The organism is Streptomyces sp. NPDC006339 (genome assembly GCF_040612775.1).
GTDB lineage: Bacteria > Actinomycetota > Actinomycetes > Streptomycetales > Streptomycetaceae > Streptomyces.
The window spans coordinates 63,946-90,819 of record NZ_JBEXQW010000034.1; the positions used below are offsets into that span (position 1 = coordinate 63,946).

At 72.3% G+C, this 26,874-nt stretch carries 19 protein-coding genes and 1 rRNA gene; 9 read left to right on the forward strand and 11 right to left on the reverse strand.

Features of this window, described 5'->3' with window-relative positions; translation table 11 throughout:
- Positions 1 to 34 precede the first annotated feature (34 nt).
- Positions 35 to 4,996, reverse strand: a complete 4,962-nt coding sequence (locus tag ABZ135_RS25845) for an NAD-glutamate dehydrogenase (RefSeq protein WP_356698639.1) — start codon at positions 4,994 to 4,996, stop codon at positions 35 to 37.
- Between the two features lie 384 nt (positions 4,997 to 5,380).
- Between ABZ135_RS25845 and ABZ135_RS25850 the strand changes: the two genes are divergently transcribed.
- Positions 5,381 to 5,938 (forward strand): DJ-1/PfpI family protein, encoded by a 558-nt coding sequence (locus ABZ135_RS25850; protein ID WP_356698640.1) that lies wholly within the window; start codon positions 5,381 to 5,383, stop codon positions 5,936 to 5,938.
- A 99-nt stretch (positions 5,939 to 6,037) separates the two neighbouring features.
- On the opposite strand, the gene ABZ135_RS25855 is transcribed toward ABZ135_RS25850, so the two are convergent.
- Both ABZ135_RS25855 and ABZ135_RS25860 read right to left on the reverse strand, forming a co-directional pair.
- Positions 6,038 to 6,697: an HAD family hydrolase gene (locus ABZ135_RS25855; protein ID WP_356698641.1), complete on the reverse strand. Its 660-nt coding sequence runs from the start codon at positions 6,695 to 6,697 to the stop codon at positions 6,038 to 6,040.
- 23 nt (positions 6,698 to 6,720) lie between these two features.
- A complete protein-coding gene (locus tag ABZ135_RS25860) occupies positions 6,721 to 7,227 on the reverse strand; it encodes a hypothetical protein (RefSeq protein WP_356698642.1) in 507 nt (168 codons plus the stop codon).
- 302 nt (positions 7,228 to 7,529) lie between these two features.
- Between ABZ135_RS25860 and ABZ135_RS25865 the strand changes: the two genes are divergently transcribed.
- Positions 7,530 to 7,859, forward strand: a complete 330-nt coding sequence (locus ABZ135_RS25865; RefSeq protein ID WP_356698660.1) for an Rv3235 family protein — start codon at positions 7,530 to 7,532, stop codon at positions 7,857 to 7,859.
- Positions 7,860 to 8,460: 601 nt separating this feature from the next.
- On the opposite strand, the gene secA is transcribed toward ABZ135_RS25865, so the two are convergent.
- A complete protein-coding gene (gene secA / locus ABZ135_RS25870; protein WP_356698643.1) occupies positions 8,461 to 11,271 on the reverse strand; it encodes a preprotein translocase subunit SecA in 2,811 nt (936 codons plus the stop codon).
- A gap of 253 nt (positions 11,272 to 11,524) precedes the next feature.
- On the opposite strand from secA, the gene ABZ135_RS25875 reads away from it, so the two are divergent.
- Both ABZ135_RS25875 and ABZ135_RS25880 read left to right on the forward strand, forming a co-directional pair.
- Positions 11,525 to 12,109, forward strand: a complete 585-nt coding sequence (locus ABZ135_RS25875; RefSeq protein ID WP_356698644.1) for a GNAT family N-acetyltransferase — start codon at positions 11,525 to 11,527, stop codon at positions 12,107 to 12,109.
- Positions 12,110 to 12,214: 105 nt separating this feature from the next.
- On the forward strand, positions 12,215 to 13,381 hold the full coding sequence (locus tag ABZ135_RS25880; RefSeq protein WP_356698645.1) for a crosslink repair DNA glycosylase YcaQ family protein: 1,167 nt from the start codon (positions 12,215 to 12,217) through the stop codon (positions 13,379 to 13,381).
- A gap of 66 nt (positions 13,382 to 13,447) precedes the next feature.
- Here ABZ135_RS25880 and ABZ135_RS25885 read toward each other — a convergent pair whose 3' ends face one another.
- The 6 genes from ABZ135_RS25885 to mtrA form a co-directional block, all read right to left on the reverse strand.
- Positions 13,448 to 14,203 carry a response regulator transcription factor gene (locus tag ABZ135_RS25885; protein WP_356698646.1) on the reverse strand — a complete coding sequence of 252 codons (756 nt, stop codon included), beginning with the start codon at positions 14,201 to 14,203 and terminating at the stop codon, positions 13,448 to 13,450.
- A gap of 272 nt (positions 14,204 to 14,475) precedes the next feature.
- On the reverse strand, positions 14,476 to 15,156 hold the full coding sequence (gene raiA, locus ABZ135_RS25890; RefSeq protein WP_356698647.1) for a ribosome-associated translation inhibitor RaiA: 681 nt from the start codon (positions 15,154 to 15,156) through the stop codon (positions 14,476 to 14,478).
- 293 nt (positions 15,157 to 15,449) lie between these two features.
- Entirely contained in the window at positions 15,450 to 16,280 is an 831-nt protein-coding gene (locus ABZ135_RS25895) for a ComF family protein (RefSeq protein ID WP_356698648.1), read from the reverse strand.
- A 102-nt stretch (positions 16,281 to 16,382) separates the two neighbouring features.
- On the reverse strand, positions 16,383 to 18,206 hold the full coding sequence (locus ABZ135_RS25900; protein WP_356698661.1) for an LpqB family beta-propeller domain-containing protein: 1,824 nt from the start codon (positions 18,204 to 18,206) through the stop codon (positions 16,383 to 16,385).
- A gap of 40 nt (positions 18,207 to 18,246) precedes the next feature.
- Positions 18,247 to 20,268 carry an MtrAB system histidine kinase MtrB gene (gene mtrB, locus ABZ135_RS25905; protein WP_356698649.1) on the reverse strand — a complete coding sequence of 674 codons (2,022 nt, stop codon included), beginning with the start codon at positions 20,266 to 20,268 and terminating at the stop codon, positions 18,247 to 18,249.
- Between the two features lies 1 nt (position 20,269).
- A complete protein-coding gene (gene mtrA / locus ABZ135_RS25910) occupies positions 20,270 to 20,947 on the reverse strand; it encodes a two-component system response regulator MtrA (RefSeq protein ID WP_010356958.1) in 678 nt (225 codons plus the stop codon).
- 380 nt (positions 20,948 to 21,327) lie between these two features.
- On the opposite strand from mtrA, the gene ABZ135_RS25915 reads away from it, so the two are divergent.
- From ABZ135_RS25915 to ABZ135_RS25935, 5 genes are read left to right on the forward strand one after another with little or no spacing between them, the layout of a single operon-like run.
- Positions 21,328 to 22,539, forward strand: coding sequence for a glycerophosphoryl diester phosphodiesterase membrane domain-containing protein (locus ABZ135_RS25915; protein WP_356698650.1), 1,212 nt, complete (start codon positions 21,328 to 21,330; stop codon positions 22,537 to 22,539).
- Between the two features lie 4 nt (positions 22,540 to 22,543).
- Positions 22,544 to 23,221 (forward strand): DUF4129 domain-containing protein, encoded by a 678-nt coding sequence (locus ABZ135_RS25920; RefSeq protein ID WP_356698651.1) that lies wholly within the window; start codon positions 22,544 to 22,546, stop codon positions 23,219 to 23,221.
- Positions 23,218 to 24,414 carry a DUF4350 domain-containing protein gene (locus tag ABZ135_RS25925; RefSeq protein ID WP_356698652.1) on the forward strand — a complete coding sequence of 399 codons (1,197 nt, stop codon included), beginning with the start codon at positions 23,218 to 23,220 and terminating at the stop codon, positions 24,412 to 24,414. The genes ABZ135_RS25920 and ABZ135_RS25925 overlap by 4 nt, the downstream gene beginning before the upstream one ends.
- Entirely contained in the window at positions 24,411 to 25,394 is a 984-nt protein-coding gene (locus ABZ135_RS25930; RefSeq protein ID WP_356698653.1) for a MoxR family ATPase, read from the forward strand. The genes ABZ135_RS25925 and ABZ135_RS25930 overlap by 4 nt, the downstream gene beginning before the upstream one ends.
- A gap of 13 nt (positions 25,395 to 25,407) precedes the next feature.
- Positions 25,408 to 26,703: a DUF58 domain-containing protein gene (locus ABZ135_RS25935; RefSeq protein ID WP_356698654.1), complete on the forward strand. Its 1,296-nt coding sequence runs from the start codon at positions 25,408 to 25,410 to the stop codon at positions 26,701 to 26,703.
- A gap of 79 nt (positions 26,704 to 26,782) precedes the next feature.
- On the opposite strand, the gene rrf is transcribed toward ABZ135_RS25935, so the two are convergent.
- Positions 26,783 to 26,874 (reverse strand): 5S ribosomal RNA (rrf, locus tag ABZ135_RS25940); the annotation flags it as partial.

Here is a 26,874-nt window from a genome sequence, read left to right on the forward strand (position 1 = left end):
GTCGGCACCGGCGGGGGCTCATCCGTGAACACGGTCAGCTATGCGTACGGAGCAGCGTGCGCATCGTCCGCATGGCGACCGACAGGTTCGCCAGGTCGAAGGCGTCCGAGCCCTGGATCTCCTCCAGGGTCGTGCGCGCCCGGCCCAGGATCGCCGCGTTCTTCTCCTCCCACGCCTTGAACCGCTCCTCGGGCGTGGAGCCGCCGTTGCCGACCGCGAGGACGTCCGCGGTGAGCGCGGCGTGCGCCGCGAACAGGTCCTCGCGGATGGAGGCGCGGGCCATCGACTGCCAGCGGTCGGCCCGCGGCAGCTCGATGATGCGGTCCATGAGGTCGGTGATCCGGAGCCGGTCGGCCAGGTCGTAGTAGACCTCGGCGACCGCCAGCGGGTCCTTGCCGACGCGGTCCGCGATCGCGACGATGTCGAGCGTCGGGAAGGCGGAGGAGAAACCGGCCACGCGCAGCGCCAGCTCCTCCGGGACGCCGACCGCGGTCAGCTCCTCGAAGATCGACTCGTACCACTCCAGGTCCGCGCCGCGCAGCAGTTGCGGCAGCTTCTCCCAGACCTGCTCGACCCGCTCCGCGAAGAAGTCGATGGTCTCGCCGATCTGGAGCGGCTGCGGCCGGTTGTTGAGCAGCCAGCGGGTGCCGCGCTCGACCAGCCGGCGCGAGTGCAGGCGCATCCGGGTCTGGAACTCGGCCGGGACCTTGTTGTCGAGCGCCTCGACGGCGTCCCAGACCTCGGAGAGGCGGAAGATGACCCGGGCGGCGGTCTGCGCGCGGACGATCTCCTCGATCGACGCGCCCGACTCCTCGCGGAGGCGGTGCAGGAAGGTCGAGCCACCGGTGTTGACGGTGTCGTTGACCAGGACCGTGGTGATGATCTCCCGGCGCAGCGGGTGGTGGTCCACGGCCTCGGGGAACCGCTCGCGCAGCAGCGTCGGGAAGTAGGCGTGGAGCAGCCCGCGCAGGTACGGGTCGTCCGGCAGCTCCGTACCGATCAGCTCGTCGGCCACCGTGATCTTGGTGTACGCGAGGAGGACGGCGAGCTCCGGCTGCGTCAGGCCCTTGCCCGCGTTGAGCAGCTCGCGGATCTGCCGGTCGTTGGGCAGGAACTCCAGCGAGCGGTCCAGAGCCCCGTCGCGGCCCAGGCGGCGCATGAAGCGCTGGTGGGCGTGGAGCAGGGACGGCGACTGGGCGACGGCGTTGGCCAGGGCGGTGTTCTGCGCGTAGTTGTTCCGCAGGACGAGCGTGCCGACCTCGTCGGTCATCTCCGCGAGGATCTTGTTGCGCTGCTTGACGGTCATGTCGCCTTCGGTGACGAGCCCGTTGAGCAGGATCTTGATGTTGACCTCGTGGTCGGAGGTGTCGACGCCGGCGCTGTTGTCGATGGCGTCGGTGTTGACCTTGCCGCCCTCGCCGGCGGGTCCGCCGGAGCGGGCGAACTCGATGCGGCCGAGCTGGGTCGCGCCGAGGTTGCCGCCCTCGCCGATGACCTTGGCGCGGACGTCCTGGCCGTCGACGCGGATGGCGTCGTTGGCCTTGTCGCCGACGTCCGCGTTGGACTCGACGGAGGACTTCACGTACGTGCCGATGCCGCCGTTCCACAGCAGGTCGACCGGCGACTGGAGGATCGCCTTCATCAGCTCGGCCGGGGTCATCTTGGTGATGCCGTCCTCGATGCCGAGGGCGGCCCGCATGTGCGCGTTGACCGGGATCGACTTGGCCGTGCGGGGGTGGATGCCGCCGCCGGGCGAGAGCAGCTCGGTGTTGTAGTCGGCCCAGGACGAGCGGGGCAGCTCGAAGAGGCGGCGGCGCTCGGCGTAGGAGACGGCCGCGTCCGGGTTCGGGTCGATGAAGATGTGCCGGTGGTCGAAGGCCGCGACCAGGCGGATGTGCTCGGAGAGCAGCATGCCGTTGCCGAAGACGTCGCCGGACATGTCGCCGACGCCGACGACGGTGAAGTCCTCGGTCTGGGTGTCGTGGCCGAGCTCGCGGAAGTGCCGCTTGACCGACTCCCAGGCGCCGCGGGCGGTGATGCCCATGCCCTTGTGGTCGTAGCCGGCCGAGCCGCCGGAGGCGAAGGCGTCGCCGAGCCAGAAGCCGTACGACTCCGCGACGCCGTTGGCGATGTCGGAGAAGGTGGCGGTGCCCTTGTCGGCGGCGACGACCAGGTAGGTGTCGTCCTCGTCGTGGCGGACCACGTCGACCGGCGGCACGACCTCGCCGCCGACCAGGTTGTCGGTGATGTCGAGCAGCGCCGAGATGAAGGTCTTGTACGAGGCGATGCCCTCGGCCATCCAGGCGTCGCGGTCGAGCGACGGGTCCGGAAGCTGCTTGGCGACGAAGCCGCCCTTGGCGCCGACCGGCACGATGACGGTGTTCTTCACCATCTGCGCCTTGACCAGGCCGAGGATCTCCGTACGGAAGTCCTCACGCCGGTCGGACCAGCGCAGGCCGCCTCGGGCGACCTTGCCGAAGCGCAGGTGGACGCCCTCGACGCGCGGCGAGTACACCCAGATCTCGAAGGCGGGGCGCGGGGCCGGCAGGTCGGGGATGGCCTGCGGGTCGAACTTCATCGACACGTAGGGGTGGGGCCTGCCGTCCGTGGCCTTCTGGAAGAAGTTCGTCCGCAGGGTGGCCTTGATGACGGTGAGGAAGGAGCGCAGGATGCGGTCCTCGTCGAGGGAGGCGACCTGGTCGAGGGCGCCGTCCAGCTCCTCCAGGAGCCCGTCGATCAGCTCGGTGCCGGCGCGCTGGCGCTCCGGGGCCATGCGGGCCTCGAAGAGGGAGACGAGCAGCCGGGTGGTGTGGACGTTGTTGCGGAGGGTGTCCTCCATGTAGTCCTGGCTGAACGTCGAACCGGCCTGGCGCAGGTACTTCGCGTAGGCACGCAGCACCATCGCCTCGCGCCAGGTGAGCCCGGCGGACAGGACGAGCGAGTTGAAGTTGTCGTTCTCGGCCTCGCCGTTCCAGGTGGCGGCGAATGCCTCCTGGAAGCGCTCGCGGGCGTCGTCGCCGAGGTAGTCGCCGCCGTTGGCCGTCGACTGCGGCATGCGCAGGCCGAAGTCGTAGATCCAGGCGTGGGTGCGGTCGGCGCAGCGCAGCTCGTACGGGCGCTCGTCGGTGACCTCGACGCCGAGCCGGTTGAGGACCGGCAGCACGGCGGAGAGGGAGATCTGGTCACCCGTCTTGTAGATCTTGAAGCGGCGCTCGCCGGTGCCGGAGGCGACCGGCTCGTAGAGGGAGAGCGCGAAATCCTTGTCGCTGTCGGCGAGGGCTTCCAGGTGGACCAGGTCGGAGACGGCGGCGCGCGGCGAGTGGTCGGCCTTGTAGCCCTCGGGGAAGGCGTTGCCGTAGCGGCGCAGCAGCTCGGAGGCGCGCTCCTCGCCCAGCTCGGAGTTGAGCGCCTCGGCGAAGCCGTCGGACCAGGAGCGGGCGGCGTCGGCGAGCCGGGCCTCGATGCGGTCGACGTCGGCCTCGGTGAGCTTGCTGAGCGCGGTGCCGGGCTCGACGCGGATGACGAAGTGGAGGCGGGAGAGGATCGACTCGGTGTTCCAGGCCGTGAAGTCGACGCTGGTGCCGTTCAGCTCCTCCTTCAGGATGTCGATGATCCGCAGCCGGACGCGGGTGGTGTAGCGGTCGCGCGGCAGGTAGACGAGGGCCGAGTAGTAGCGGCCGTACTCGTCCTGGCGCAGGTAGAGCCGCAGCCGGCGCCGCTCCTGGAGGTACAGGACGCTGGTGACGATGGCCTGGAGCTGGTCGACCGGGGTCTGGAACAGCTCGTCGCGCGGGTAGGTCTCCAGGATCTGGAGCAGGTCGCGGCCGTCGTGGCTGCTGGGCGAGAAGCCGGCGCCGTCCAGGACCTCCTGGACCTTGCGCTTGACGACGGGGACGCGGCGCACGGACTCGGTGTAGGCGGCCGAGGAGAACAGGCCGAGGAAGCGGCGCTCGCCGATGACGTTGCCGTCGGCGTCGAACTTCTTCACGCCCACGTAGTCGAGGTACGAGGGGCGGTGGACGGTCGCGCGGCTGTTGGCCTTCGTCAGGATGAGCAGCTTGTGCTCGCGCGCCTTGGCGCGGGCGTCGGCGGGCAGCCGGTTGAAGGACGGCGAGACGGGGTGGGCGTGGTGGTCCTCGCCGCTGTGGTGCGGGTCGGAGCGCAGGATGCCGAGGCCGGTGCCGGGGACGGCGGCCAGGGCGTCGCCGTTGACCAGCTCGTACTCGCGGTAGCCGAGGAAGGTGAAGTGGTCGTCGGCGAGCCAGCGCAGCAGCTCGCGGGCCTCCTCGACCTCGGTGGGCCGCAGGTCGGAGGCGGTGGGCTCGTCGGGCAGGCCGTCGGCGATGCGCAGCGCGGCGTCGCGCATCTTCTCCCAGTCCTCGACGGTCTCGCGGACGTCGGACAGGACGCGCAGCAGGTCGTTGGTGATCTGCTTGAGGTCGGCCTTGTCGGTCTCGCGGTCGATCTCGACGTGGATCCAGGACTCGGTGAGCGCGTCGTGCGGCAGCTCGTCCTTGGGGAGCTGCTTGGCGAGGACCTCGATGAGCCGGCCGGCAACGTCGCGGCGGACGAGGACCTGCGGGTGGATCACGACGTGGATGCCGCGGCCCTGGCGGGACAGCTCGTTGGTGACGGAGTCGACGAGGAACGGCATGTCGTCGGTGACCACCTCGACGACGGAGTGGCTGCAGGTCCAGCCGTTCTCCTCCACCGTGGGGGTGTGGACGCGGACGTTCGCGGTGCCCTGGGGGCGGTTCTCGGCGAGGCGGTAGTGCGACAGGGCGGCACCGAACACATCGACGGGGTCGCGGTCCGTGAGGTCCTCGGGCGCGGTGTGCAGGTAGTAGCGCTGGAGGTAGTCGAGCACGCTCGCGTGGTCCGGACGCTTCCCGTTCTCCGGCCCTGTCGGAAGTCGCCCCCCGACCGGGCTGTTCTCAGCTACCCGGGCAGCCCGATCGAGCAGCTCGGCCTTGGCTTCGTCCAGCTTGGTCTGCATGTCCTCTGACTCCTGTCGCGCGCCATTGCGTGACGTCGGTGGAAGAAAGGACACAACGCCACGACGCGGTGGTACCGGTCGAAGTCGACGTTATGCCGCGATGAGAGATGTCCGGGTGGTTCTCGGCCACCCGACCCTGGGGATCGGCGAACGCACCGTCGGCCCGGCCGCTGTGGCGGACCGGGCGGAAGCCGGGGGCTGCGCTGCCCCCTCGGCGTATCGCGCTGATCACGGGAAAAGCCTATCGCTGTTGCCCCCCCGGCCGTCATGAGCCTTATGTGTACAAAAGCGGGGCGTGAAGTTTGACAGAGTGGACAGCGACGCAGGGTTATCCGGGCACATCGACATCAGGGATCCAGGGATCCGACGGACCGGGGAGTCGCCATGGCGAAGATCTTGATCGTGACCGGGGACGCGGCCGAGTCGCTGGAGGTGTTGTACCCGTACCAGCGACTGATCGAAGAGGGTTACGAGGTCGACATCGCGGCCCCGGCGCGCAAGCGGCTGCGGTTCGTGGTCCACGACTTCGAGCCGGGGTACGACACCTACACGGAGAAGCCCGGCTACACCTGGCCCGCGGACCTGGCCTTCTCGGAGGTCGACCCGGGCTCCTACGCGGCCGTGGTCATCCCGGGCGGCCGCGCGCCGGAGTACCTGCGCAACGATCCCGAGCTCCGCAAGATCCTGAAGTCCTTCTTCGACGCGGACAAGCCGGTCGCCCAGATCTGCCACGGCCCCCTCCTGACGGCTGCGGTCGGCAGCCTGGAGGGCCGCCGGGTCACCGCGTACCCCGCCCTGGAGCTCGACATGCAGGCCGCGGGCGCGACCTTCCGGGACACGGCGGCGGTGGTGGACGGCCGCCTGGTGTCGTCCCGGGCGTGGCCGGACCACCCGATGTGGATGCGGGAGTTCCTGAAGGTGCTGCGGGAGGCGAAGGAGTAGGGGGGCGGACCCTCGGGAGGCCGGGGCCCGGGGAGCGGCGGGGGGCGGGCCCGAGGGGCCGGGGCCCGGGAGCGGCGGGGGCCCGGGAGGGCCGGCTTCCTAGACCAGCTCCTCCGCGACGGCGACGGCCTCTTCGAGGGAGTCGACGACGGGGACGCCGGCCGCCTCCAGGCTGCGCCGGCTGTGCGAGCCGCCGGTGAAGAGGACCGCCTTCGCCCCGACGTGCGCCGCCGCGCGGGCGTCGTCCGCCGCGTCGCCGATGACGACGATCCGCTCGGGCGCGACGCCCTCCAGGGCGGCGAGGTGCCGCACCATGTGCCCGGACTTGCCGTCCGTGGAACGGTCCGTCCGCCCGTCGACGCGCACGAACCGCTCGGCGATCCCGTGCCGCCGCACCAGCGGTACGAGCTCCGCGTGGGGCGCGAGCGAGAGCAGCGACTGGGTGAAGCCGGACGCCTGCCGGGCGGCCAGCAGCTCGGCGGCGCCGTGGGTGAGCCCGCAGGACTCGGCCCGGGTCCAGTAGTGCCGGTGGAAGGCGTCGTCCATGACGACCCACTCCTCATGGGTGGGCAGCCGTCCCATCAGGCGCTCGTAGAACTTGGGCACCGGCACGGTGTAGAGCTCGCGGTACCGCTCCAGGGTGATCGGCTCGAGCCCCAGTTCGGCGAAGGCGGCGTTGGTGGCGCCGATGACGGCGGCGATGTCGTCGAGCAGAGTGCCGTTCCAGTCCCAGACCAGGTGCTTCGCATGCTTCCCCATGGGAAGCCACGGTACCGGCAGGGTCAGCCCAGCAGCCCCGGGATTTCCTGCACCCCGTACCAGAGCAGCTCGTGGTCCTCGGCTCCGTCGACGACGAACTGCGCGTCGTCGTCGCCCTGGTCGGCGGCCCCGAGCGCGGCGGCGGCGGCCGAGACGTCCGCCTCGGCGTCGTCGGCGTCGGCGTGCACGGCGGCGGCCTTGGCCAGCGGCACGGCGGAGGCGAGGCGGACCTCGCCGAGGGCGCTCGCGTCGAGCCCGCGGTCGGGGTCGACGACGGCGTCCCGGTCGGGGACGTCCACGGCGACGACGACCCGGCGCCGGGGGGCCTCGGGGTCGCCCGCGAGGAGGCGGAGCGAGGCGGCGGCGGCGCGGTTGAGCGCGGCGTACTCGAGCTCCTCGATGTCGTCGGAGACGTACCACTCGCGCAGCGCGGGGGTGACGGCGTAGGCGGTGAGCGGCCCGGGCCCGAGCTCGCCCGCCTTGTGCGCCTGTGCGAGACCGGGGAGGGTCAGGGGGACGTACACGCGCATGGCTGGCCGCTTTCGTAGTCGGAGACGCCCTCAGGATACGCGGGGAGCGGGCGCGGGGCCCGGCTCACCCTGATAGGTGAATCACGGTGCGTGGATGTCCGGTGACGCACGGCTCTTGTCGGTGCGCGGGCCGGGCTCGTACAAGATCCCCGACGGAAGTTACCGGCGAGTAGATCGGTGACCCATCGCGACGAACGGGGACCCGCATGACCACGCACACCCGACACCCGTCCGGCCCCGCAGGCACCCGCCCGCAGGGCCGCGCGGGAACCGGCCCGCGGCGGACGCAGCCGCCGCACATCATGTTCGCCGAGCGCCTGCTCGCCGTCCTGAGCGGGGAGCGGCCGGTCCACTGGATGCTCGGCCACACGATCGGCGCGGCGTACGAACAGCTCGTCCAGCTCGCCCCGGCCACCCCCCTCCGCTCCCCCGGCCCTCGCCCGGTCCTGCGCCGCTGCTCCGCCCACCTCCCGGGCCACAAGGACGCGGTCGAAGCCTGCGCCACCATCACGACCGGCGACCGCGTCCGCGCCATGGCCTTCCGCCTCGAACGCGGCCCCGACCGCCGCTGGCGCTGCGCCGCCGTCGAACTCGACGGCCTCCCCTGGCACGGCCGCGCACCAAGGCCGTAGGGCCTCCCCCCGGCACAGCCGAAGACACCTTCACGGGCCGAGGAACCGCATCCAGCGGGTCCTCGGCCCGTTTGCGCTGCCCAGCGCCCTCGCAGACAGGCCGGAGGCGGCCCGTGCAGACCGAGCCGGCCGGCTTACGGGCCTGAAGGCCCCGGCGGGCCCCCTCCGAGCCGAGCACCAGGTCCGCCGACCGCAGCCCCCACCACCGCCCTCCGGGCCGAGAAGCCGCACCCGGCGGCCCTCGGCCCGTCCTGCTGCCCAGCGGCCCGAGGGCTGGCCGTACGCCCCAGCAGCGGGCCCGTGCGCCCAGCCGGCGGCCCTCAGCGTGACCCTTCCGGCCCCGCATCCGCGCACCAGGACCCCGACCGCCCCGACCAAAGCGGCAGCACCCCGCAGCAGCGGGGGCACCCGGCCCCGGCAGGACCGTACGGCCGCCACCGGGAGCCCACCCCCGTACCCGATCGGATGAACCACGCGGCCCATAGGTCACGGCCCCATGCCGCAGAAGGCACCCCCCAACCCCGTAGCCGCCGCGCATGCGGAAGGGCCGGGCGCCTGTCGGCGGCCGGCCCTTCCAGCGGCGGTGTCGCGGGGGTGATGCCTACTTCTTGCGGCGGCGTCCGCCCGCACTCTTCTGCGCCTTGCGGCGCTCCGCACGGGTCATGCCGTCGCCCGAGTCCGCCCCGCCGTCCGCGGCGAAGTCGCCCTCGATGACGGAGCCGTCACCGTCGACCTTGGGCGCGGAGAAGTGCAGCCGGTCCGGGCGCTGCGGGGCGTCCAGGCCCTTGGCGCGGATCTCCGGGCGGCCGGCGCCGGCCGGGACGGCGTCCTGCTTCTCCAGCGACGGGGCCGCGTCCTGCACCGGGACCTCCTCGACCTGCTGCTCGACCTGGACCTCCAGGTTGAACAGGTAGCCGACGGACTCCTCCTTGATGCCCTCCATCATCGCGGTGAACATGTCGAAGCCCTCGCGCTGGTACTCGACCAGCGGGTCCTTCTGCGCCATCGCGCGCAGGCCGATGCCCTCCTGGAGGTAGTCCATCTCGTAGAGGTGCTCGCGCCACTTGCGGTCGAGGACCGACAGCACGACCCGCCGCTCCAGCTCCCGCATGATCTCCGAGCCGAGCTGCTTCTCGCGCGCGTCGTACTGCTCGTGGATGTCGTTCTTGACCGCCTCGGCGATGAACTCGGCCGTGATGCCGGCCCGGTCGCCCGCCGCCTCCTCCAGCTCCTCGACCGTGATCTTGCACGGGTAGAGCTGCTTGAAGGCGGTCCACAGCCGGTCGAGGTCCCACTCCTCCGCGAAGCCCTCGGCGGTCTCCTGGCGGATGTAGTCGTCGATCGTGTCGTCCATGAAGTGGCGGATCTGCTCGTGCAGGTCCTCGCCCTCCAGGACGCGGCGGCGCTCGCCGTAGATGACCTCGCGCTGCCGGTTGAGGACCTCGTCGTACTTCAGGACGTTCTTACGGGTCTCGAAGTTCTGGCTCTCGACCTGCGCCTGCGCGGACGCGATGGCCCGCGTGACCATCTTGTTCTCGATCGGCACGTCGTCCGGCACGTTCGCCATGGCCATCACGCGCTCGACCATCTGCGCCTTGAACAGGCGCATCAGGTCGTCGCCCAGCGACAGGTAGAAGCGGGACTCGCCCGGGTCGCCCTGACGGCCGGAACGGCCGCGGAGCTGGTTGTCGATACGGCGGGACTCGTGGCGCTCGGTGCCCAGGACGTACAGGCCGCCGAGCTCCTTGACCTCCTCGAACTCCGCCTTCACGGCCTTCTCGGCCCGCTCCAGCGCGCCCGGAAGGGCGGCCGCCCACTCCTCGACGTGCTCGACCGGGTCCAGGCCAGCCTGCCGCAGCTCGGCCTCGGCGAGGTCGTCGGGGTTGCCGCCGAGCTTGATGTCCGTACCACGGCCGGCCATGTTCGTGGCGACGGTGACGGCGCCCTTGCGGCCCGCCTGCGCGACGATCGCGGCCTCGCGCTCGTGGTGCTTGGCGTTCAGCACCTCGTGCGGGATCCCGCGCTTGCTGAGCTGCTGCGACAGGTACTCGGACTTCTCGACCGACGTGGTACCGACGAGGACCGGCTGGCCCTTCTCGTGCTTCTCCGCGATGTCGTCGACGACGGCGGCGAACTTGGCGACCTCGGTCCGGTAGATCAGGTCCGGCTGGTCCTTGCGCTGCATGGGCCGGTTCGTCGGGATCGGCACGACGCCCAGCTTGTAGATCTGGTGGAACTCGGCCGCCTCGGTCATGGCCGTACCGGTCATGCCGGAGAGCTTGTCGTAGAGGCGGAAGAAGTTCTGGAGGGTGATCGTGGCGAGCGTCTGGTTCTCGTCCTTGATCGGCACCCCCTCCTTCGCCTCGATCGCCTGGTGCATGCCCTCGTTGTAGCGGCGGCCGGCGAGGATACGACCGGTGTGCTCGTCGACGATCATGACCTCGCCGTCGATGACGACGTAGTCCTTGTCCTTCTTGAAGAGTTCCTTGGCCTTGATGGCGTTGTTGAGGTAACCGACGAGCGGGGTGTTCACCGACTCGTACAGGTTGTCGATGCCCAGCCAGTCCTCGACTTTGGCGACGCCGGACTCGTGGATGCCGACGGTCCGCTTCTTCTCGTCGACCTCGTAGTCGCCGGTCTCCTCGATGCCCTTGAGCGGGTTGCCGGGCTCGCCCCGCTTGAGGCGGGTGACCAGCTTGGCGAAGTCGCCGTACCACTTGGTGGCCTGGTCGGCCGGGCCGGAGATGATCAGCGGCGTACGGGCCTCGTCGACGAGGATCGAGTCGACCTCGTCGACACACGCGTAGTTGTGGCCGCGCTGGACGAGCTCGTCCTGGGACCACGCCATGTTGTCGCGGAGGTAGTCGAAGCCGAACTCGTTGTTCGTGCCGTACGTGATGTCGCAGGCGTACTGCTCGCGGCGCTGGGCCGGCGTCATGTTCGCCAGGATGCAGCCGACGGTCAGGCCGAGGAACTTGTGGACGCGGCCCATCATCTCGGAGTCGCGCTCGGCCAGGTAGTCGTTCACCGTGATCAGGTGCACGCCCTTGCCGGACAGCGCGTTCAGATAGGCCGGGAGCGTGCCGACGAGGGTCTTGCCCTCACCGGTCTTCATCTCGGCGACATAGCCGAGATGAAGGGCCGCGCCGCCCATGATCTGCACGTCGTAGTGGCGCTGGCCGAGCACACGCTTGGCCGCCTCTCGGACGGTCGCGAACGCCTCCGGGAGCAGGTCGTCGAGGCTCTCGCCGTTGGCGTAGCGCTCCTTGTACTCCTCGGTGAGCGCCCGCAACTCGGCGTCGGAGAGGTTGACGAAGTCCTCTTCGATGGAGTTGACCTGGTCCGCGATGCGGTGCAGTTTGCGCAGGATCTTGCCTTCGCCTGCACGCATGAGCTTGTGGAAGACGGACACTGAGGCTGGTCTCCTTGCCGGTCGGGCCCTGGCACTGGGTCTTGTCATGACTCGGGCACGGGCACGGCAGGTGGTCCCCACCGCAACGGCCATCGTAAGCGAGACCGCCCTCGCGAAGGGAGGCCCGCAGTGCCGGAGCCCCGCGCGCGCCCGTGACGCCTCCCGTACACAGAGAACGCACGAGGCCGCCGGAAGGTGCCGCCCCACCCGAAAAGTGTTCGCATCGGCCCGGGCGGGTCACCACAATTCCGTCATGGAGCCGATCACCCTGACCACCGACCGCCTGCGCCTGCGCCCCTTCACGGCCGCGGACGTCGACGCCGTCGACGCCGCCTGCCAGGACCCCGCCATCCAGCGCTGGACCCAGGTCCCCTCGCCCTACACCCGCGCGGACGCCGAGCTGTTCGTGACCCGCCTGGTGCCGGACGGCTGGCGCGAGGACAAGGAGTACACGTTCGCGGTCGAGCCCCTGGAGGGCGGGCCGCTGATCGCCGCGGCCGGTCTGCACCTGCGGGGCGACGGCGTGCGGGAGGTCGGCTTCTGGGGCACCAAGGAGCACCGGGGCCACGGCTACATGACGGAGGCCGTCGGCGCCCTGGCCCGCTGGGCCTTCACCTCCCTCGGCGTCCACCGCCTGCTGTGGCGCGCCGAGGTCGGCAACCTGCCCTCGCGCGCGGTGGCCGAGCGCGCCGGCTTCACCATGGAGGGTGTCGAGCGGGCCGGCCTTGTCAACAAGGGCACGGCCCGCGACGCCTGGGTCGCCGCCCTCCTCCCCTCGGACCTCGGCCTGCCGTCGCCCCTGCCGTACCTGCCCGCGAAGGCCGGGGCGGAGGTCTGAGCCGGAGGCCGGCGGGCAGCGGGCCCGGGGCGGGATCTGTGGCCGGCCCGGCCTCTCGTCCGAATCCCGCACCCGTTGTCAGTGCCGCCCTCTAGGGTGCGGATCATGACGACCGCCGCCCCGCGCCCCGCCGCCGAACTGTCCGCAGACGAAGCCCGCCGGATCGCCCTGCGGGCCCAGGGATTCCTCGGAGCCCCCGACCGCCGGGGCGGCGTGCGAGGGGTGCTGCGGCATCTCGGGCAGGTCCAGTTGGACACCATCTCCGTGCTGGCCCGCTCGCACGAGCTGATCCCGTACGCGCGCCTGGGCGCCGTCGGCCGCCGCACCGTCGAGGACGCCTACTGGACGGACGGCCACGCCTTCGAGTACTGGTCGCACGCCGCCTGCATCCTGCCCGTCGAGGAGTGGCCGCTCTTCGCCTTCCGCCGCCGCGCCTACCGCGACCGCCCGCACTGGGGCCACGAGCTGGCCGACGGCGCGTACGAGGCGGTGATCGCCCAGCTCCGGGCGGAGGGCCCGCAGACCGCGACCGAGCTCGGCGGCGCCAAGAACAAGGGCGAGTGGTGGGACTGGTCCGACTCGAAGATCGCCGTCGAGCGGGCCCTGATGTACGGCGAGGTGGTGGTCACCGAGCGGCGCGGCTGGAAGCGGGTGTACGACCTGGCCGAGCGGGCCATCCCCGACGCGCTGCTCCACGACGACCTGGACGACACGGAGTGCCTGCGCCGGCTCGTACGGCAGGCGGGCGAGGCGCTCGGTGTCGGCACCCGCGCGGACATCGCCGACTACCACCGGATCAAGGCGGAGGCTTTCGACGCGGTCGTGGCGGACTCGGGTCTGGTCCCCGTGACGGTCGCGGGCTGGGGGAAGCCGGCCTGGGCCGACCCGGCCGCGCTCGCGACCGAGCCGCGCGGCCGGCACCGTACGACGCTGCTCTCGCCGTTCGACTCGCTGATCTGGGAGCGGGCCCGCACCGAGCGGATCTTCGGCTTCACCCACCGCCTGGAGGCGTATGTCCCCAAGCCGAAGCGGGTGTACGGGTATTTCGCGATGCCGGTCCTGTCCGGCGGCCGGCTGGTCGGGCGGGTGGACCCGGCGCGGGACGGCCGGACCCTGGTCGCCCGGCAGGTGTCGCTGGAGGGCGCCAAGGCGGTGCCCGCGGTGGCGCGGGCACTGCGCGAGGCCGCCGAGTGGGTGGGCTGCGACGCGGTCGCCGTGGAGCGGGTGGACTCCCCGGAGCTCGCGCCCGAGCTGGTCAAGGCCCTCGGCTGAGACCGGAAGGGCCGGGACGGGGAAGGCCGGGACGAAAAAGGCCGGGACCGGGAAGCGGGCTGCCGCTCAGCGGATCTCGAGGATCTTCTCCCGCATCGCGTAGACCACGGCTTCCATACGGGAGTGGAGCTGGAGCTTCTCCAGGATGTTCCGCACGTGGTTCTTCACGGTGTTCTCGGAGATGAACAACTCCTTGGCGATGTCCCGGTTGTTCATCCCGGTCGCGACGAGCTTGAGGACCTCCAGCTCCCGGTCGGTCAGCCGGGGCGCCGGCACGAGCCTGCGCTCGTCGGTGCGCTGGATCATCGACTTGAACTCGGTGAGCAGCTTCGAGGCCATCGAGGGGCTGATCTGCGACTGGCCGTCGGCGACCGCGCGGATGGCGGTGGCGACCTCGTCGGTGGAGATCTCCTTGAGGAGGTAGCCGGTCGCGCCCGCCTTGATCGCGTCGTAGAGGTCGGCCTCCTCGTCGCTGATCGTCAGCATGATGATCTTCGCGCTGGGGGCGACCTCCTTGATGGAGGTGCACGCCTCGATCCCGCCCCGTTTGGGCATCCGCACATCCATGAGGACGATGTCGGGAAGGAGATCCGCGGCCTTGTCGACGGCCTCGGCGCCGTCTCCGGCCTCACCGACGACCTGGATGTCCTCTTCCTGGGCGAGGACGATCTCCAGACCGCGGCGGAAAAGGGCGTGATCGTCCACGACCAGGACCCGGATCGGTTCGTCGCGCGTCGCGCCGGTGGCCGAATCCGATGCCTCCGAATTTCCCGTGTCATGGAGCTGTCGCCCGCCCTGCACCGGCCCGAAGCCGTCCGCCATCGTTCCTCCCCCTGAAGGCCGTGGCCTGAAGTCGTTGTGCTGATGCGCTTTCGGTCCCAACCGCTGCTCGGGGAGCACCGGTTGGCGTGCACGCCATGATTTCATGCCCCGGCGACCGCGGGGTGATCCTGTGGTCGCACGGGGGCGCGTACGGTCGCACAGGGGTGCCCCTGGGAGCGCGAGGGGCGCTTCAGGGGCACCGTTTCGTTGTCCGCGGTGTGTCAGGTTCGAAGTGGTGTCTCGGCTGTGGTGTGCGGTCTGCGGCCGGGGCGTCAGCCGCCGAGCGCACCGCCCACGCCGCCGCCCTCGGCGAGCGGGTCGCTCTCGAGGTGGATGACGCCGTAGTCGTACGCGTGTCGCCGGTAGACGACGCTGGGCTGCTTGGTGTCGGAGTCGACGAAGAGATAGAAGTCGTGCCCGACCAGCTCCATCTCGTAGAGCGCCTGGTCGAGCGTCATCGGTGCCGCCTTGTGGGTCTTCTCGCGGACCACCAGCGGACCTTCGCCCTGGACCTCGAGCGGGCCAACCTTCGTGGTGGGCACTTCGCCGGTCTCCTCGGGCACCACCTGGCCGCTTCCGTTGAGCGCGGCGACGCCCGGCACCACGTCGGCGACCTCGGCGGCCGACAGCCGGCCGCTGCCACGGCGGGTGAAGCGCTTGTCGTGCTGCTTGCGCAGGCGCGCCTCGAGCTTGCCGTGGGCGAGGTCGAGGGCTGCGTACGGGTCGGCTGCCGCCGCTTCCGCGCGGATCACCGGGCCTCGGGAGTGGAGGGTGATCTCCACACGGTCGGACCGGTCGGCCTGCCGCGGATTGTGCTCCTTGGACACCTCGACGTCGAGGCTGATCACCTTGCCGTCGAGCTTCTGGATCTTCTCCAGGTTCAGCTTCTCGGCCACGTGCTTCCGGAACCGCTCGGGCACCTCGGTCTTGCGGCCCTTGACGACGATGTCCACGCAGAACTCCGTTCCCGGATCACTCGATACGGCACCTTGGCCGACGAGCTTCTCCCTTTGCACCAGACTCCGGCGATTACCGGGGTCTCGGACTTGGCGACCTGACCTCCTCCTCCCCCGTCGGCAACGTCCCCACCCCACCAACCTGAGGTTAATTCGCCCTGAACTCCCGTCCGGTAGGCGCACCCGTGTATTCGGTGAGGCGTAGCATTCGCCATTCCTCACAACCGAACATAGCCCCTTCCGGCGGGTGTCGGCACCCGCTGGCGCCAGTTACCTCCATTCGGGTGTTCTCACCTCTCACCACCTGCAACGATGCAACTTCCCCAGGAGTTCCGGTTTATTTCGAACGAGGCGGGAGAAGATGCGACTACCGCCGCCACAGGCTGTTCGAATAGCGCTTCCGCTCCCCTTCCCTCCGAGCTGTCCGGTAATCCGGGAATGAACGGACGGTGTACGGAGTGACGGGCCGCCGCGAGGGCCCGCGCGGCCTCCGCGAGCGACGCCCCGGTGGTCATCAGGTCGTCCACGAGCACCACCCGTCCCCCGGCCCGCGCGGCCTCGTCCAGGAGCCGCACACCCCCGGGCGCGACCCCCAGGGCCCCGTCCAGGTTCGCGAGCCGTCCGCGCGCGCCGAGCCCCGCCTGGTCGGCCACCGGTCGGCGCTGCCGCAGCACCGGCAGCACCCGAGCGGCCCGCCCGGTCCGCCGCAGCCGCCCGGCGGCGGCGAGCGCGATCCGCCGCGTCGGGTCATGGCCGCGCGCCCGTACGGAGCGCCGGGACGAGGGCACCGGCAGGAGGAGCAGCGGCAGGTCCCCGGTCGCCCCGACGGGCCCCGTGGCGGCCTCCACGGCGTCCGCCAGCGCCTCGCCGAGCGGCCGGGCGAGCGGCAGCGCGCCGCGCTCCTTGTGGGCGAGGAGCAGGGCGCGCACGGCGCCCTCGTACGGCGCCGCGGCGTGCACCACCGGCAGCCCCGGCGGCTCGGGCGCCGGCCGCACGCGTCGCGGTCCGGTCCCGGTCAGCTCCGCCCCGCACGGCGGGCACAGCGCCGTGCGCGGTCTTCCGCAGCCTCCGCAGGAGACCGGCAGCATCAGCCCGGCGAACTCGCGCCACCACCCCCGCATGGCTCCACTGTCCTCCTGCGGGCCCGCTCCGGCCACCCCTGTGGAAAACCCTGGGGCCGGCGGCCTGGGGGCGGCCCACGGGCGGCGTCCCCGGGCCGGCCGTCAGCCCGGGTAGACCGGGTGGCCGCCCTCCTTGACCATGGGCTGCCAGTTCGTCCCGGGCGCCAGGCGCACGATGCCGTCCTGGTCCGAGTCGGCCACCACCGGGGCCTGCTCGTTGCCCGGCGCGGCGACCGCCGTGACCCCGTTGAGGCCCGGCAGGACCGACGAGGTCGACGTGGACCCGTCCGTCTGGACGTATCGCACCTGCTGCACGCCGCCCGCCTCCGTACCGACGACGACGAGACGGCTGGGGCCGGCCCAGGAGACGGCGGCGACCGACTCCAGGCGGGGCGCCGCGTTCTGCAGGTCCATGACGGAGACGGTCGCGCGGCCCTCGGCGTAGGAGCGCTCGACGCGCCCGATCTGGAGGGTCGTGCGCTTGTCCTTGGTGACGAGCAGGGCGATCCGCACGCCGTCGGCGGAGACCCGCAGCGACTCGATGCGCGCGCCGTCCTTCAGCCAGGGCGTGCTGACCTCGATCCGCTCGCCCTGGCCGCCCGGCACCATCCACAGCCGCGGCTTCACCGGGTTGCGGTCGGCGACCCACAGGTCGCCGCGGCCGTCCCAGCTCGGCGCCGACAGCCGGTCCTCGGGCCGCAGGGCGCTGCTGGTCACGACCGGAGCCGGAAGCTCCTCGTCGGCCGTGATCGAACCGACCCGCAGTTCGCGCCCCTCCTGCAGGATGCCGGCCGCGTGGCTCTCCTCGCGGTCCACCGCCGCGTACCGCAGCGGCGCCACGCCCTTGCCGAACGGTCCGGGCACCTCGGCGGGCTTGTCGGGCTGCCGCGCGCCGACGGACAGCATCCTCAGCCGGCCGTGCCCGTCGACGAAGTAGGGGTTCTCGCCGCGGCGCGGGTCGCGCACCGGCGAGTACTCCTCGATGGCCTGTCCCTTGCCCAGCAGGCACAGCGCCTTGCCGTCACTGCCCTGGATCTCGACCTGCTCGACCCGCACCGACGTCAGGTCGCCCAGGGTGAACAGGAGTTGCGCCGCCATGCCCTTGCAGGCGAGGGAGCTGACGTGGTCGGCCTTGGAGTTGAGCGGCACCTTCAGGGTGGACTGGTCGTCGGTCGTCAGCGTCCGGACACCGGCGCGCAGTTGCGTACCGGACGGGAAGCGCGAGTCGACGGCGGGGCTGAGCCAGCCCGTCGGGCCTTCGAGCAGCGCCTTGACGGTCTGGGTGACCGGGTCCATGCGGGTGACCGGGTCCTGCCGCTGCCGGATGTAGACGGGATCGGCGACGAGCCAGTTCTCGCCGGAGGCGAAGTAGTACGTGTTGACGGAACGGTAGTTGCGCAGGAAGTCGGCCTCGCCGAGGACCAGGCCCTTCGGCAGGCTGTCGATGCGCCATTCCTTGGTCTTGCCGTCGGCGGACGGCTGCTGCACGACGTGGATCGGCTGGTTGAACTCGGCCGGGGCCTGCGACTGGTACGCGCGGCTGGCGTCCACCGTCGCGATCCGCCGCCCGGAGATCGGATACGTCCGCCCCTTGCTCTCGGGGTCGGTGAGGTGATCGGCCTGGTCGCGGTCGGGGGCGTTGGTGAGCACCGTGATGCTCTCCTCGGGCCGCCAGGCGGCGGCGGCCCGCGCGGTCAGGTATTTCCGCGCCGTGGCGAAGCCGGGGTCGTCACTCGTCATCGCCTCCAGGAAGCCGTCGACGATCTCGTCCGGGTCGGCGTTCTCCCGTGGCGCGACGGCGTAGACGCGGACCTGCGAGTCGCCCGGGTTGGACGCCTTCACCGGCTGCACGTCGCCGCTGTCGGGCATGCTCGCGCAGCCGGCGACCAGCAGCGAACCGCAGACAAGCAGCACCGCGCCGCGCATCGACCGTCCCCGCCCCAGGGCCTCCCGCTTCCCTCGAAGGTCAGCGCCCACGTGTTCCGTCCTCCCGCTCGGCATGCGTCGCCGCCATCGCCTCACCACCGTCGCCGTCCGCCCCGGCCCTCCCGTCCGCGGGCCTGGCCACCACTCGGGCGCCACTGCCCGGCAGCGCCGTCGGGTCGACCGCGGCCCGCGGCACCTGCGGTGTCCTCGTCGGTCCGGGCAGGGTGGCGCGGTCGCCCCCCGGCTGCGCCGGCACCGCCGTCAGGCGCCCGGCCGTGCCGGGGCCGTCGGCGCCGTCCGCCGCACCGGCCGCCGCCTGCGCGCGGTTGCGCCGCGAGTCCTCGGGCTCCAGCGGGATCGGGGAGCCGCGCAGCGGCTCGTCCGCCGTGCGCGGCAGGGTCAGCCGGAACTGTGAGCCGCCGCCCGGCTCGCCCCACGCCTGGAGCCAGCCGCCGTGCAGCCGCGCGTCCTCCACCGCGATCGACAGGCCCAGGCCCGTACCGCCGGTGGTGCGGGCGCGTGCCGGGTCGGCGCGCCAGAAGCGGTTGAAGACGCGGGTCGCCTCGCCGGGCTTGAGGCCCACGCCGTAGTCGCGTACGGCGATGGCGACGGCGCCGCCCGCGGCGGCCAGCCGCACGATGACGTCCCGGCCCTCGCCGTGCTCGACGGCGTTCACGACCAGGTTGCGCAGCACCCGCTCGACGCGGCGGGCGTCGGCCTCGGCCACGACGGGCTGCTCGTCGCCCGTGACGACGATCCGGCAGCCCTTGCGCTCGGCCAGCGGCTCCGCGCCGCCGATGACCCGCCGGACGACCTCGCGCAGGTCTATCGGTGCGGCCTCCAGGGCCGCGGCGCCCGCGTCGAAGCGGCTGATCTCCAGCAGGTCGGACAGCAGCGACTCGAAACGGTCGAGCTGGTCGCCGAGCAGCTCCGCCGAGCGTGCGGTGACCGGGTCGAAGTCGGCCCGGGCGTCGTGGATGACGTCGGCCGCCATCCGCACGGTCGTCAGCGGGGTGCGCAGCTCGTGCGAGACGTCGGAGACGAACCGCCGCTGCATCCGGGACAGGTCCTCGAGCTGCTGGATCTTCGACTGGAGGTTCTGCGCCATCTTGTTGAACGCCTCGCCGAGGCGCGCGATGTCGTCCTCGCCGGTGACCTTCATCCGCTCCTGGAGCCGTCCGGCCGAGAGCCGCTCGGCGATCCCCGCCGCCATCCGCACGGGGGTGACGACCTGCCGCACCACCAGCCAGGCGATGGCGCCGAGCAGCACGACGACGAACAGCCCGGCGGTCGCCAGGGTGCCCTTGACCAGGGCGAGGGAGTCCTCCTCCTGCGTCAGCGGGAAGAGGTAGTACAGCTCGTACGGGATGCCGTCGGCGTCGTTGAGCCGCTTGCCGACCACCAGGCCGGGCTCGGACGCCTTGCCGCTGGTGTAGTGGATGCGGGCATAGGTCTGGAAGGTGCTGGTGCCCTGGGCGACGCTGTGCCGCAGGCCGGCGGGGATGCTCCGGGTGGGATCGACCTCGCCGGAGGCACGGGCGCCGCGGCTCGCGATGTCCCCGGTCTCCAGGGAGAGCGCGACGACGTTGAAGGCGCTCTGACCGCCGCTGGCGAGCTGCTCGACCAGGGTGGAGCGCCAGTTCACGGACACTCCGGTGCGGCCGCCGTCCTGCCCGCCGGGCGCGGGCGGCGTGGTCGCGGCCCGGTCCTGGGCGGCGGAGAACCCGCCGGCCGCCTGGCTCTGCGCGGCCTGCTCCTTGGCGTCGAGCAGGCCGTTGCGGACCTGGCCGATGACGACCAGGCCGAGGAGCAGCACCACGCCGAGCGACATGAGCAGGGTGCCCGCGACCACCCGCACCTGCAGATTGCGCCGCCACAGCCGGACGGCGGGCAGCAGCGGCCGGCGCACCCAGCGCACGAGCAGCCGGAACACCCGGCCGCCCGGGGTCCCGTCCTGCAGCAGACGGCCGAGACCCGAAGAACCCGCGCGCCCCGGCCCGGCAGCCCGCCCCGTACGGACTCCCGGGTCCCCGGGCTTCGGAGCAGTACTGCCCGCACTCATGTCAGCTCGGTCCTGCCTTGTAGCCGACACCGCGGACGGTCACGACGATCTCCGGGCGCTCGGGGTCCTTCTCGACCTTGGAGCGCAGCCGCTGGACGTGCACGTTCACCAGACGGGTGTCGGCGGCGTGCCGATAGCCCCACACCTGCTCCAGGAGCACCTCGCGGGTGAACACCTGCCACGGCTTGCGGGCCAGGGCGACGAGCAGGTCGAACTCCAGCGGCGTCAGGGCGATGGACTGCCCGTCCCGCTTCACGGAGTGCCCCGCCACGTCGATGACCAGGTCACCGATGGTGAGCTGCTCGGGCGCCGGCTCCTCGGACCTCCGCAGCCGCGCCCGGATGCGGGCGACGAGCTCCTTCGGCTTGAACGGCTTGACGATGTAGTCGTCGGCCCCGGACTCCAGGCCCACCACCACGTCGACGGTGTCGCTCTTGGCCGTGAGCATGACGATCGGCACCCCGGACTCGGCCCTGATGAGCCGGCACACCTCGATGCCGTCCCGGCCCGGCAGCATCAGATCGAGCAGCACCAGGTCGGGCTTGGCCTCGCGGAAAGCGGCGAGCGCCTTGTCGCCGTCCGCGACGAACGACGGCTCGAACCCTTCACCCCGCAGCACGATCCCGAGCATCTCGGCCAGTGCGGTGTCGTCGTCGACGACAAGAACGCGTCCCTTCATATCGACATCATCCCATTTCCGTATCAGTCTCAAGGCGGCTGGTGAGATACCTCACTGACCTGCGGCGACGCCCGTGATTGCCCGCCGTTGACCGCCGGTGTCCGTGGGTGTCGATGTCAGACGCGGATGTCACCCCCGTGGCCCCCCGTGGCCGTCCTGAACCGTACCCTGCGCAGCCCGGTACGGCCCATGGGCCGGGCCGGCGGGAGCCGCGGCCGCTCCGGCGGCGGTCCCCGCGTCGGGAAGCCGGGCCTGAGCCCGCCCGTCGGCGGGCCCCGCGTGGCACGATGGCTCCCGGCCCGCCGCGCCAGGCGGTCGGCCGCAGAGACCGAGCCGGTTCGCCGATCCGGCCCCGCGACCATTCCTCGAGGTGGACGACCGTGAACGACACTCCGGGCTGGGCCTCGCCCGGATCTGCTCCCTCCGACGGCCAGGACGACGCCGGCGTGCCCCGGCCCTCCTCGCCCGGCGACGCGAACGACTCCGCCCCCCAGTGGTCCAAGGACCAGCCTCCCGCCGGCCGGTGGCAGCCGCCGACCGCGCCCGTGCAGGGCGCCTCCTCCCCGCCGCCCGCCCGCGCGCGGAGCGGCCCCGGCTGGGGCGCCCCGCCGCCGCACGGACAGTGGGGTCCGCCGCCGGCCGCGAAGCCCGGTGTGATCCCGCTGCGCCCGCTGACCCTGGGAGAGATCCTCGACGGCGCCGTAACGACGCTGCGCCGCTACTGGCAGACCGTCCTCACCGTCAGCGTCACCGTGGCCGTCGTCATGCAGGTCGCGGAGATCCTCGCCCAGCGCTACCTGGTGCCCGCGCCGGAGCCGGTCCACCCGGACGCCAGCCCGGCCGAGGCGCTCGCGCAGTCCCTCGACGCCGCGCAGGCCCAGCTCATCGGGATGGGCCCGGCCTACCTCATCATGGTGGCCGCCACCCTCGTCAGCGCCGCCCTGCTCACCGTCGTCATCAGCCGCGCCGTCCTCGGCCGTCCCGTCACCATCGGAGCCGCCTGGCAGGAGGCCCGGCCGCGGCTGCTCCAGTTGCTCGGACTGACGCTGCTGGTGCCCCTGCTGAGCGCCGTCGTCGTCTTCGTCGGCCTGCTGCCCGGCCTGCTCCTCGGCGGCCGCGCCGGCGCGGGCCTCGCCTTCATCGGCGGCACCTGCGCCTTCGTGGTCGTGATCTGGCTGACGATCCGCTTCAGCCTCGCCTCGCCCGCACTGATGCTGGAGCGCCAGGGCATCAAGAAGGCCCTGCAGCGCTCGGCCAAGTTGGTCCAGGGCTCCTGGTGGCGCATCCTCGGCATCAGCATCCTGACCCAGCTCCTGGTCTTCCTCGTGGCGATGATCGTCGCGGTGCCGTTCCTCCTCATCGCGGGCGTGGCCTCCGGCCACGGCGTCGGCGGACTGCTCGACGGCAGCGTCGCGGACAATAGCTGGTCGTTCCTCGTCATCACCGGCATCGGCGGGGTCATCACCAGCGCCATCACCTACCCGGTGTCCGCCGGTGTGGCCGTCCTCCTCTACATCGACCAGCGCATCCGCCGCGAGGCCCTCGACCTCGAACTGGCCCGCGCCGCCGGACTCCCCGGCTACGGAGGCTGATGGCGTGACGACCACGGGGGGCACGACCGGCGACGTGCCGGTGGACGTTCCCCGCGTCCCCGCCCGGGAGGCGGCGGAGCGGGAACTGTCCAAGCCGATGTACCACGAGAACGACCCCAGCCTGCTCCAGCGCGGACTCGACCGCTTCTGGGACTGGGTCGACAGCCTCTTCGACTCGGCCGCGCACGCGACGCCGGGAGGCGTCGTCGGACTGGTCGCCGTCGTCCTCGTCGTGCTCGCCCTGGTCGCCGCCCTCTGGTGGCGACTGGGCACCCCCCGCCCCGCGCCCACCGGCAGCGACTCCCTCTTCGACGACCGCCCGCGCACGGCCGCCGAACACCGGGCCGCCGCCGACCGCCACGCCTCCGCCGGCCAGTGGAACCAGGCCGTCCAGGAACGCATGCGGGCCATCGTCCGCTCCCTCGAGGAACGCACCCTGCTCGACCCGCGCCCCGGCCGCACCGCGGACGAGGCGGCGGCCGAGGCCGCCCGCTCGCTGCCCGCCCACGCCGACGCCCTGCGCTCCGCCGCCCGCGCCTTCGACGACGTCACATACGGCGGCCGCACCGCCGACGAACCCGCGTACCGCCGCATCGAACAGCTCGACACCGCCGTGGAGCGGACCAAGCCGGTCCTGGACACGGCCGCCGCCGCGCCCGCCTTCACGGAGCCGCCCCGATGACCCGGCCGGCCACGAGCACCACCTCGACCTCGCTCACGCCCCGGCAGCTCTGGACCCGCGCGCGCGGCACGCTGCTGATCCTCGCCCTGCTCCTGGTCGGCGGCGTCCTCCTGGCCACCCTGCGCTCCGGCGGCCACCACGGCCGCCTGGACCCCCGCTCCGCGACACCCCAGGGAAGCCGAGCCGTCGCCGAGCTCCTCAAGACCCAGGGCGTCACCCTCACCGTGGCCGACAGCCTCGCCGAGGCCACCGCCGCCACCGGCGCCGACACCACCCTCCTGGTCACCACCCCGGACCTGCTGACCGACGAGCAGCAGTCCACCCTGCACGCGGCGATGACCCGCTCGTCCGGCCGCACCGTCCTCCTGGGCCCCGGCACACCGTCCCTCGGGACCCTCGCCCCGGGAGTCGGCACCGACCTCAGCACCACGGTCTCCGCGCTGAAGCCCTCCTGCACCCTCCCGGCCGCCACCCGCGCCGGCAGCGTCGACCTGGGCGGCGAACGCTATGCCATCGGAACGGCCACCGCCGATGCCTGCTACCTCTCCGACGGCCTGCCCACCCTCGTGCGCCTCCCCGGCACCGGCACCGGCGACACGGTCCTCCTCGGCTCCCCCGAGCTCCTCACCAACAAGCGTCTCGCCCAGCAGGGCAACGCCTCGCTCGCTCTGCAACTCCTCGGCTCCCGCCCTCATCTCGTCTGGTACCTCCCCTCGCTCACCGACGTGCCCGCCGACCCCGACAGCGGGGACGACACCACCGGCACCTTCCTCGGACTGATCCCCTCCGGCTGGCTGTGGGGCACGCTCCAGCTCGGCGTCGCCGCCGTCCTCGCCGCGATCTGGCGCGGCCGCCGCCTCGGCCCCCTGGTGCCCGAACGCCTGCCCGTCGCCGTCCGCGCCTCCGAGGCCACCGAGGGCCGCGCCCGCCTCTACCGCAGGGCCGACGCCCGCGACCGCGCGGCCGTCGTCCTGCGCACCGCGACCCGCGGCCGGATCGCCCCGCTCCTCGGCATCCCCGCCAAGGACGCCCACTCCCCCGATCTGCTCCTCCCCGCGCTCTCCGCCCGCCTCCCCGCGGCCGCCGCGCAGCACCAGGACCTCCTCTTCGGCCCGGCTCCCGCCGACGACGCCGCCCTCATCCGCCTCGCGGACCAACTCGACGCCCTCGAAAGAGAGGTACGCACCTCATGAGCGCCCCGACCCCCGAGACCGCCACGAGCTCGGACAGCGCCCGCGCCTCCCTGGAGGCCCTGCGCACCGAGATCGGGAAGGCCGTGGTCGGCCAGGACCCCGCCGTCACCGGTCTCGTCGTCGCCCTGCTCTGCAAGGGCCACGTCCTGCTCGAGGGCGTCCCCGGCGTCGCCAAGACCCTCCTGGTCCGGGCGCTCGCCGCCGCGCTCGAACTCGACACCAAGCGCGTGCAGTTCACCCCGGACCTGATGCCGAGCGACATCACCGGCTCGCTCGTCTACGACGCCCGGACCGCCGAGTTCTCCTTCCAGCCGGGCCCGGTCTTCACCCACCTGCTGCTGGCCGACGAGATCAACCGCACGCCCCCGAAGACCCAGTCCTCGCTCCTGGAGGCCATGGAGGAGCGCCAGGTCACCGTGGACGGCACGGCCCGCCCCCTGCCGGAGCCGTTCCTCGTCGCCGCCACCCAGAACCCGGTCGAGTACGAGGGCACCTATCCGCTGCCCGAGGCCCAACTCGACCGCTTCCTGCTGAAACTGACGGTCCCGCTGCCGTCACGCGAGGACGAGATCGATGTCCTCACCCGTCACGCCCAGGGGTTCGACCCGCGCGACCTGAAGGCCGCGGGAGTGCGCCCCGTCGCCGGCCCGGCCCAGCTCGCGGCCGCCCGCGAGGCAGTGGCCAAGGTGACGGTCTCCGCCGAGATCGCCGGCTATGTCGTCGATATCTGTCGTGCCACGCGTGAATCCCCCTCGCTCACCCTCGGCGTCTCCCCCCGAGGTGCCACCGCACTTCTCTCCACGGCCCGCGCCTGGGCCTGGCTCACCGGCCGGGACTACGTCACCCCGGACGATGTGAAGGCCCTGGCCCTGCCGACCCTGCGTCATCGCGTCCAACTGCGGCCCGAGGCCGAGATGGAGGGAGTCACCTCCGACTCCGTCCTCCACTCGATCCTCGCCCACGTCCCCGTACCCCGCTGAGAACGGCGCCCCCATGGCCCTCACCGGACGAACCGCCCTGCTCGCCGCCATCGGGTCGCTCCCCGTGGGCATCCTCGCGCCCAGTTGGACGGGGATGCTCGCGGTGAACGCGCCCCTCACCCTCGCAATTCTGTGCGACTACGCCATGGCCGCGCCAGTGCGAACGCTCCGATTCACTCGAAGCGGTGATACAACTGTTCGATTGGGTGACGGTGCCGAAGTCCAGCTCACGGTCACCAACCCGTCCCGACGCCGCCTCCGCGCCCAGCTCCGCGACGCGTGGCCCCCGAGTGCCGCACAGGCCCCGGCACGCCAGAAGCTGACCGTCCCCGCCGGAGAGCGCCGCCGCGTCACGACGGCCCTGCGCCCCACCCGCCGCGGCGACCGCCGAGCCGAGCGGGTCACGGTCCGCTCCTACGGCCCCCTCGGCCTCGCCGCCCGCCAGGGCAACCACGAGGTCCCCTGGGCCGTCCGCGTCCTGCCGCCCTTCACCAGCCGCAAGCACCTGCCCTCGCGCCTGGCCCGCCTCCGCGAACTCGACGGCCGCACCAGCGTCCTCACCCGCGGCGAGGGGACCGAGTTCGACAGCCTCCGCGAGTACGTCCCCGGCGACGACACCCGCTCCATCGACTGGCGGGCCACCGCCCGCCAGACCACGGTCGCCGTCCGCACCTGGCGCCCCGAGCGCGACCGCCACATCCTCATCGTCCTCGACACCGGCCGCACCTCCGCCGGCCGCGTCGGCGACGTCCCCCGCCTCGACGCCGCGATGGACGCCGCCCTGCTCCTCACCGCCCTGGCCTCCCGCGCCGGCGACCGCGTCGACCTCCTCGCCTACGACCGCCGCCTGCGCGCCCAGGTCCAGGGCCGCTCCGCGAGCGACGTCCTGCCGGCGGTGGTGGACGCGCTGGCACCTCTCGAGCCGGAACTGGTCGAGACCGACGCCCGCGGCCTGGCGGCCACCGCCCTGGCCCGTGCCCCGCGCCGCTCCCTGATCGTCCTGCTGACCGGCCTGGACGCCGCGCCCGTCGAGGAAGGGCTCCTGCCGGTGCTGCCGCAGCTCACGCAGCGCCACACGGTCCTGGTGGCCTCTCCCTCCGACCCGCACGTCGCCCGTATGGCCACGGCCCGGGGGACGATCGAGGGCGTCTACGAGGCTGCCGCCGCGACGCAGGCCCAAGCCCAGCGCCTCCGCACCGCGGAACAGCTCCAGCGCCATGGCGTCACCGTCGTGGACGCCGCTCCCGACGACCTGGCCCCAGCCCTCGCGGACGCCTATCTGGCTCTGAAGGCGGCCGGCCGGCTCTGAGCTCGCGCGTGCGGCCCGGCGGGGCCCCGAACGCAGAAAAGCCCCGCACCATAAGGTGCGGGGCTTTCCCACAATGATTGTTCGGCGGTGTCCTACTCTCCCACAGGGTCCCCCCTGCAGTACCATCGGCGCTGAAAGGCTTAGCTTCCGGGTTCGGAATGTAACCGGGCG

Coding starts and splice junctions, on each gene's coding strand:
- ABZ135_RS25885 (WP_356698646.1), bottom strand. CDS start 14,203: ATGGCGGACGGCTTCGGGCCGGTGCAGGGCGGGCGACAGCTCCATGAC.
- ABZ135_RS25855 (WP_356698641.1), bottom strand. CDS start 6,697: ATGGGGAAGCATGCGAAGCACCTGGTCTGGGACTGGAACGGCACTCTG.
- ABZ135_RS25865 (WP_356698660.1), top strand. CDS start 7,530: ATGTTCGCCGAGCGCCTGCTCGCCGTCCTGAGCGGGGAGCGGCCGGTC.
- ABZ135_RS25860 (WP_356698642.1), bottom strand. CDS start 7,227: ATGCGCGTGTACGTCCCCCTGACCCTCCCCGGTCTCGCACAGGCGCAC.
- ABZ135_RS25895 (WP_356698648.1), bottom strand. CDS start 16,280: ATGCGGGGGTGGTGGCGCGAGTTCGCCGGGCTGATGCTGCCGGTCTCC.
- ABZ135_RS25935 (WP_356698654.1), top strand. CDS start 25,408: ATGGCCCTCACCGGACGAACCGCCCTGCTCGCCGCCATCGGGTCGCTC.
- mtrA (WP_010356958.1), bottom strand. CDS start 20,947: ATGAAGGGACGCGTTCTTGTCGTCGACGACGACACCGCACTGGCCGAG.
- mtrB (WP_356698649.1), bottom strand. CDS start 20,268: ATGAGTGCGGGCAGTACTGCTCCGAAGCCCGGGGACCCGGGAGTCCGT.
- ABZ135_RS25900 (WP_356698661.1), bottom strand. CDS start 18,206: ATGCGCGGCGCGGTGCTGCTTGTCTGCGGTTCGCTGCTGGTCGCCGGC.
- ABZ135_RS25880 (WP_356698645.1), top strand. CDS start 12,215: ATGACGACCGCCGCCCCGCGCCCCGCCGCCGAACTGTCCGCAGACGAA.
- ABZ135_RS25850 (WP_356698640.1), top strand. CDS start 5,381: ATGGCGAAGATCTTGATCGTGACCGGGGACGCGGCCGAGTCGCTGGAG.
- ABZ135_RS25845 (WP_356698639.1), bottom strand. CDS start 4,996: ATGCAGACCAAGCTGGACGAAGCCAAGGCCGAGCTGCTCGATCGGGCT.
- ABZ135_RS25875 (WP_356698644.1), top strand. CDS start 11,525: ATGGAGCCGATCACCCTGACCACCGACCGCCTGCGCCTGCGCCCCTTC.
- ABZ135_RS25925 (WP_356698652.1), top strand. CDS start 23,218: ATGACCCGGCCGGCCACGAGCACCACCTCGACCTCGCTCACGCCCCGG.
- ABZ135_RS25930 (WP_356698653.1), top strand. CDS start 24,411: ATGAGCGCCCCGACCCCCGAGACCGCCACGAGCTCGGACAGCGCCCGC.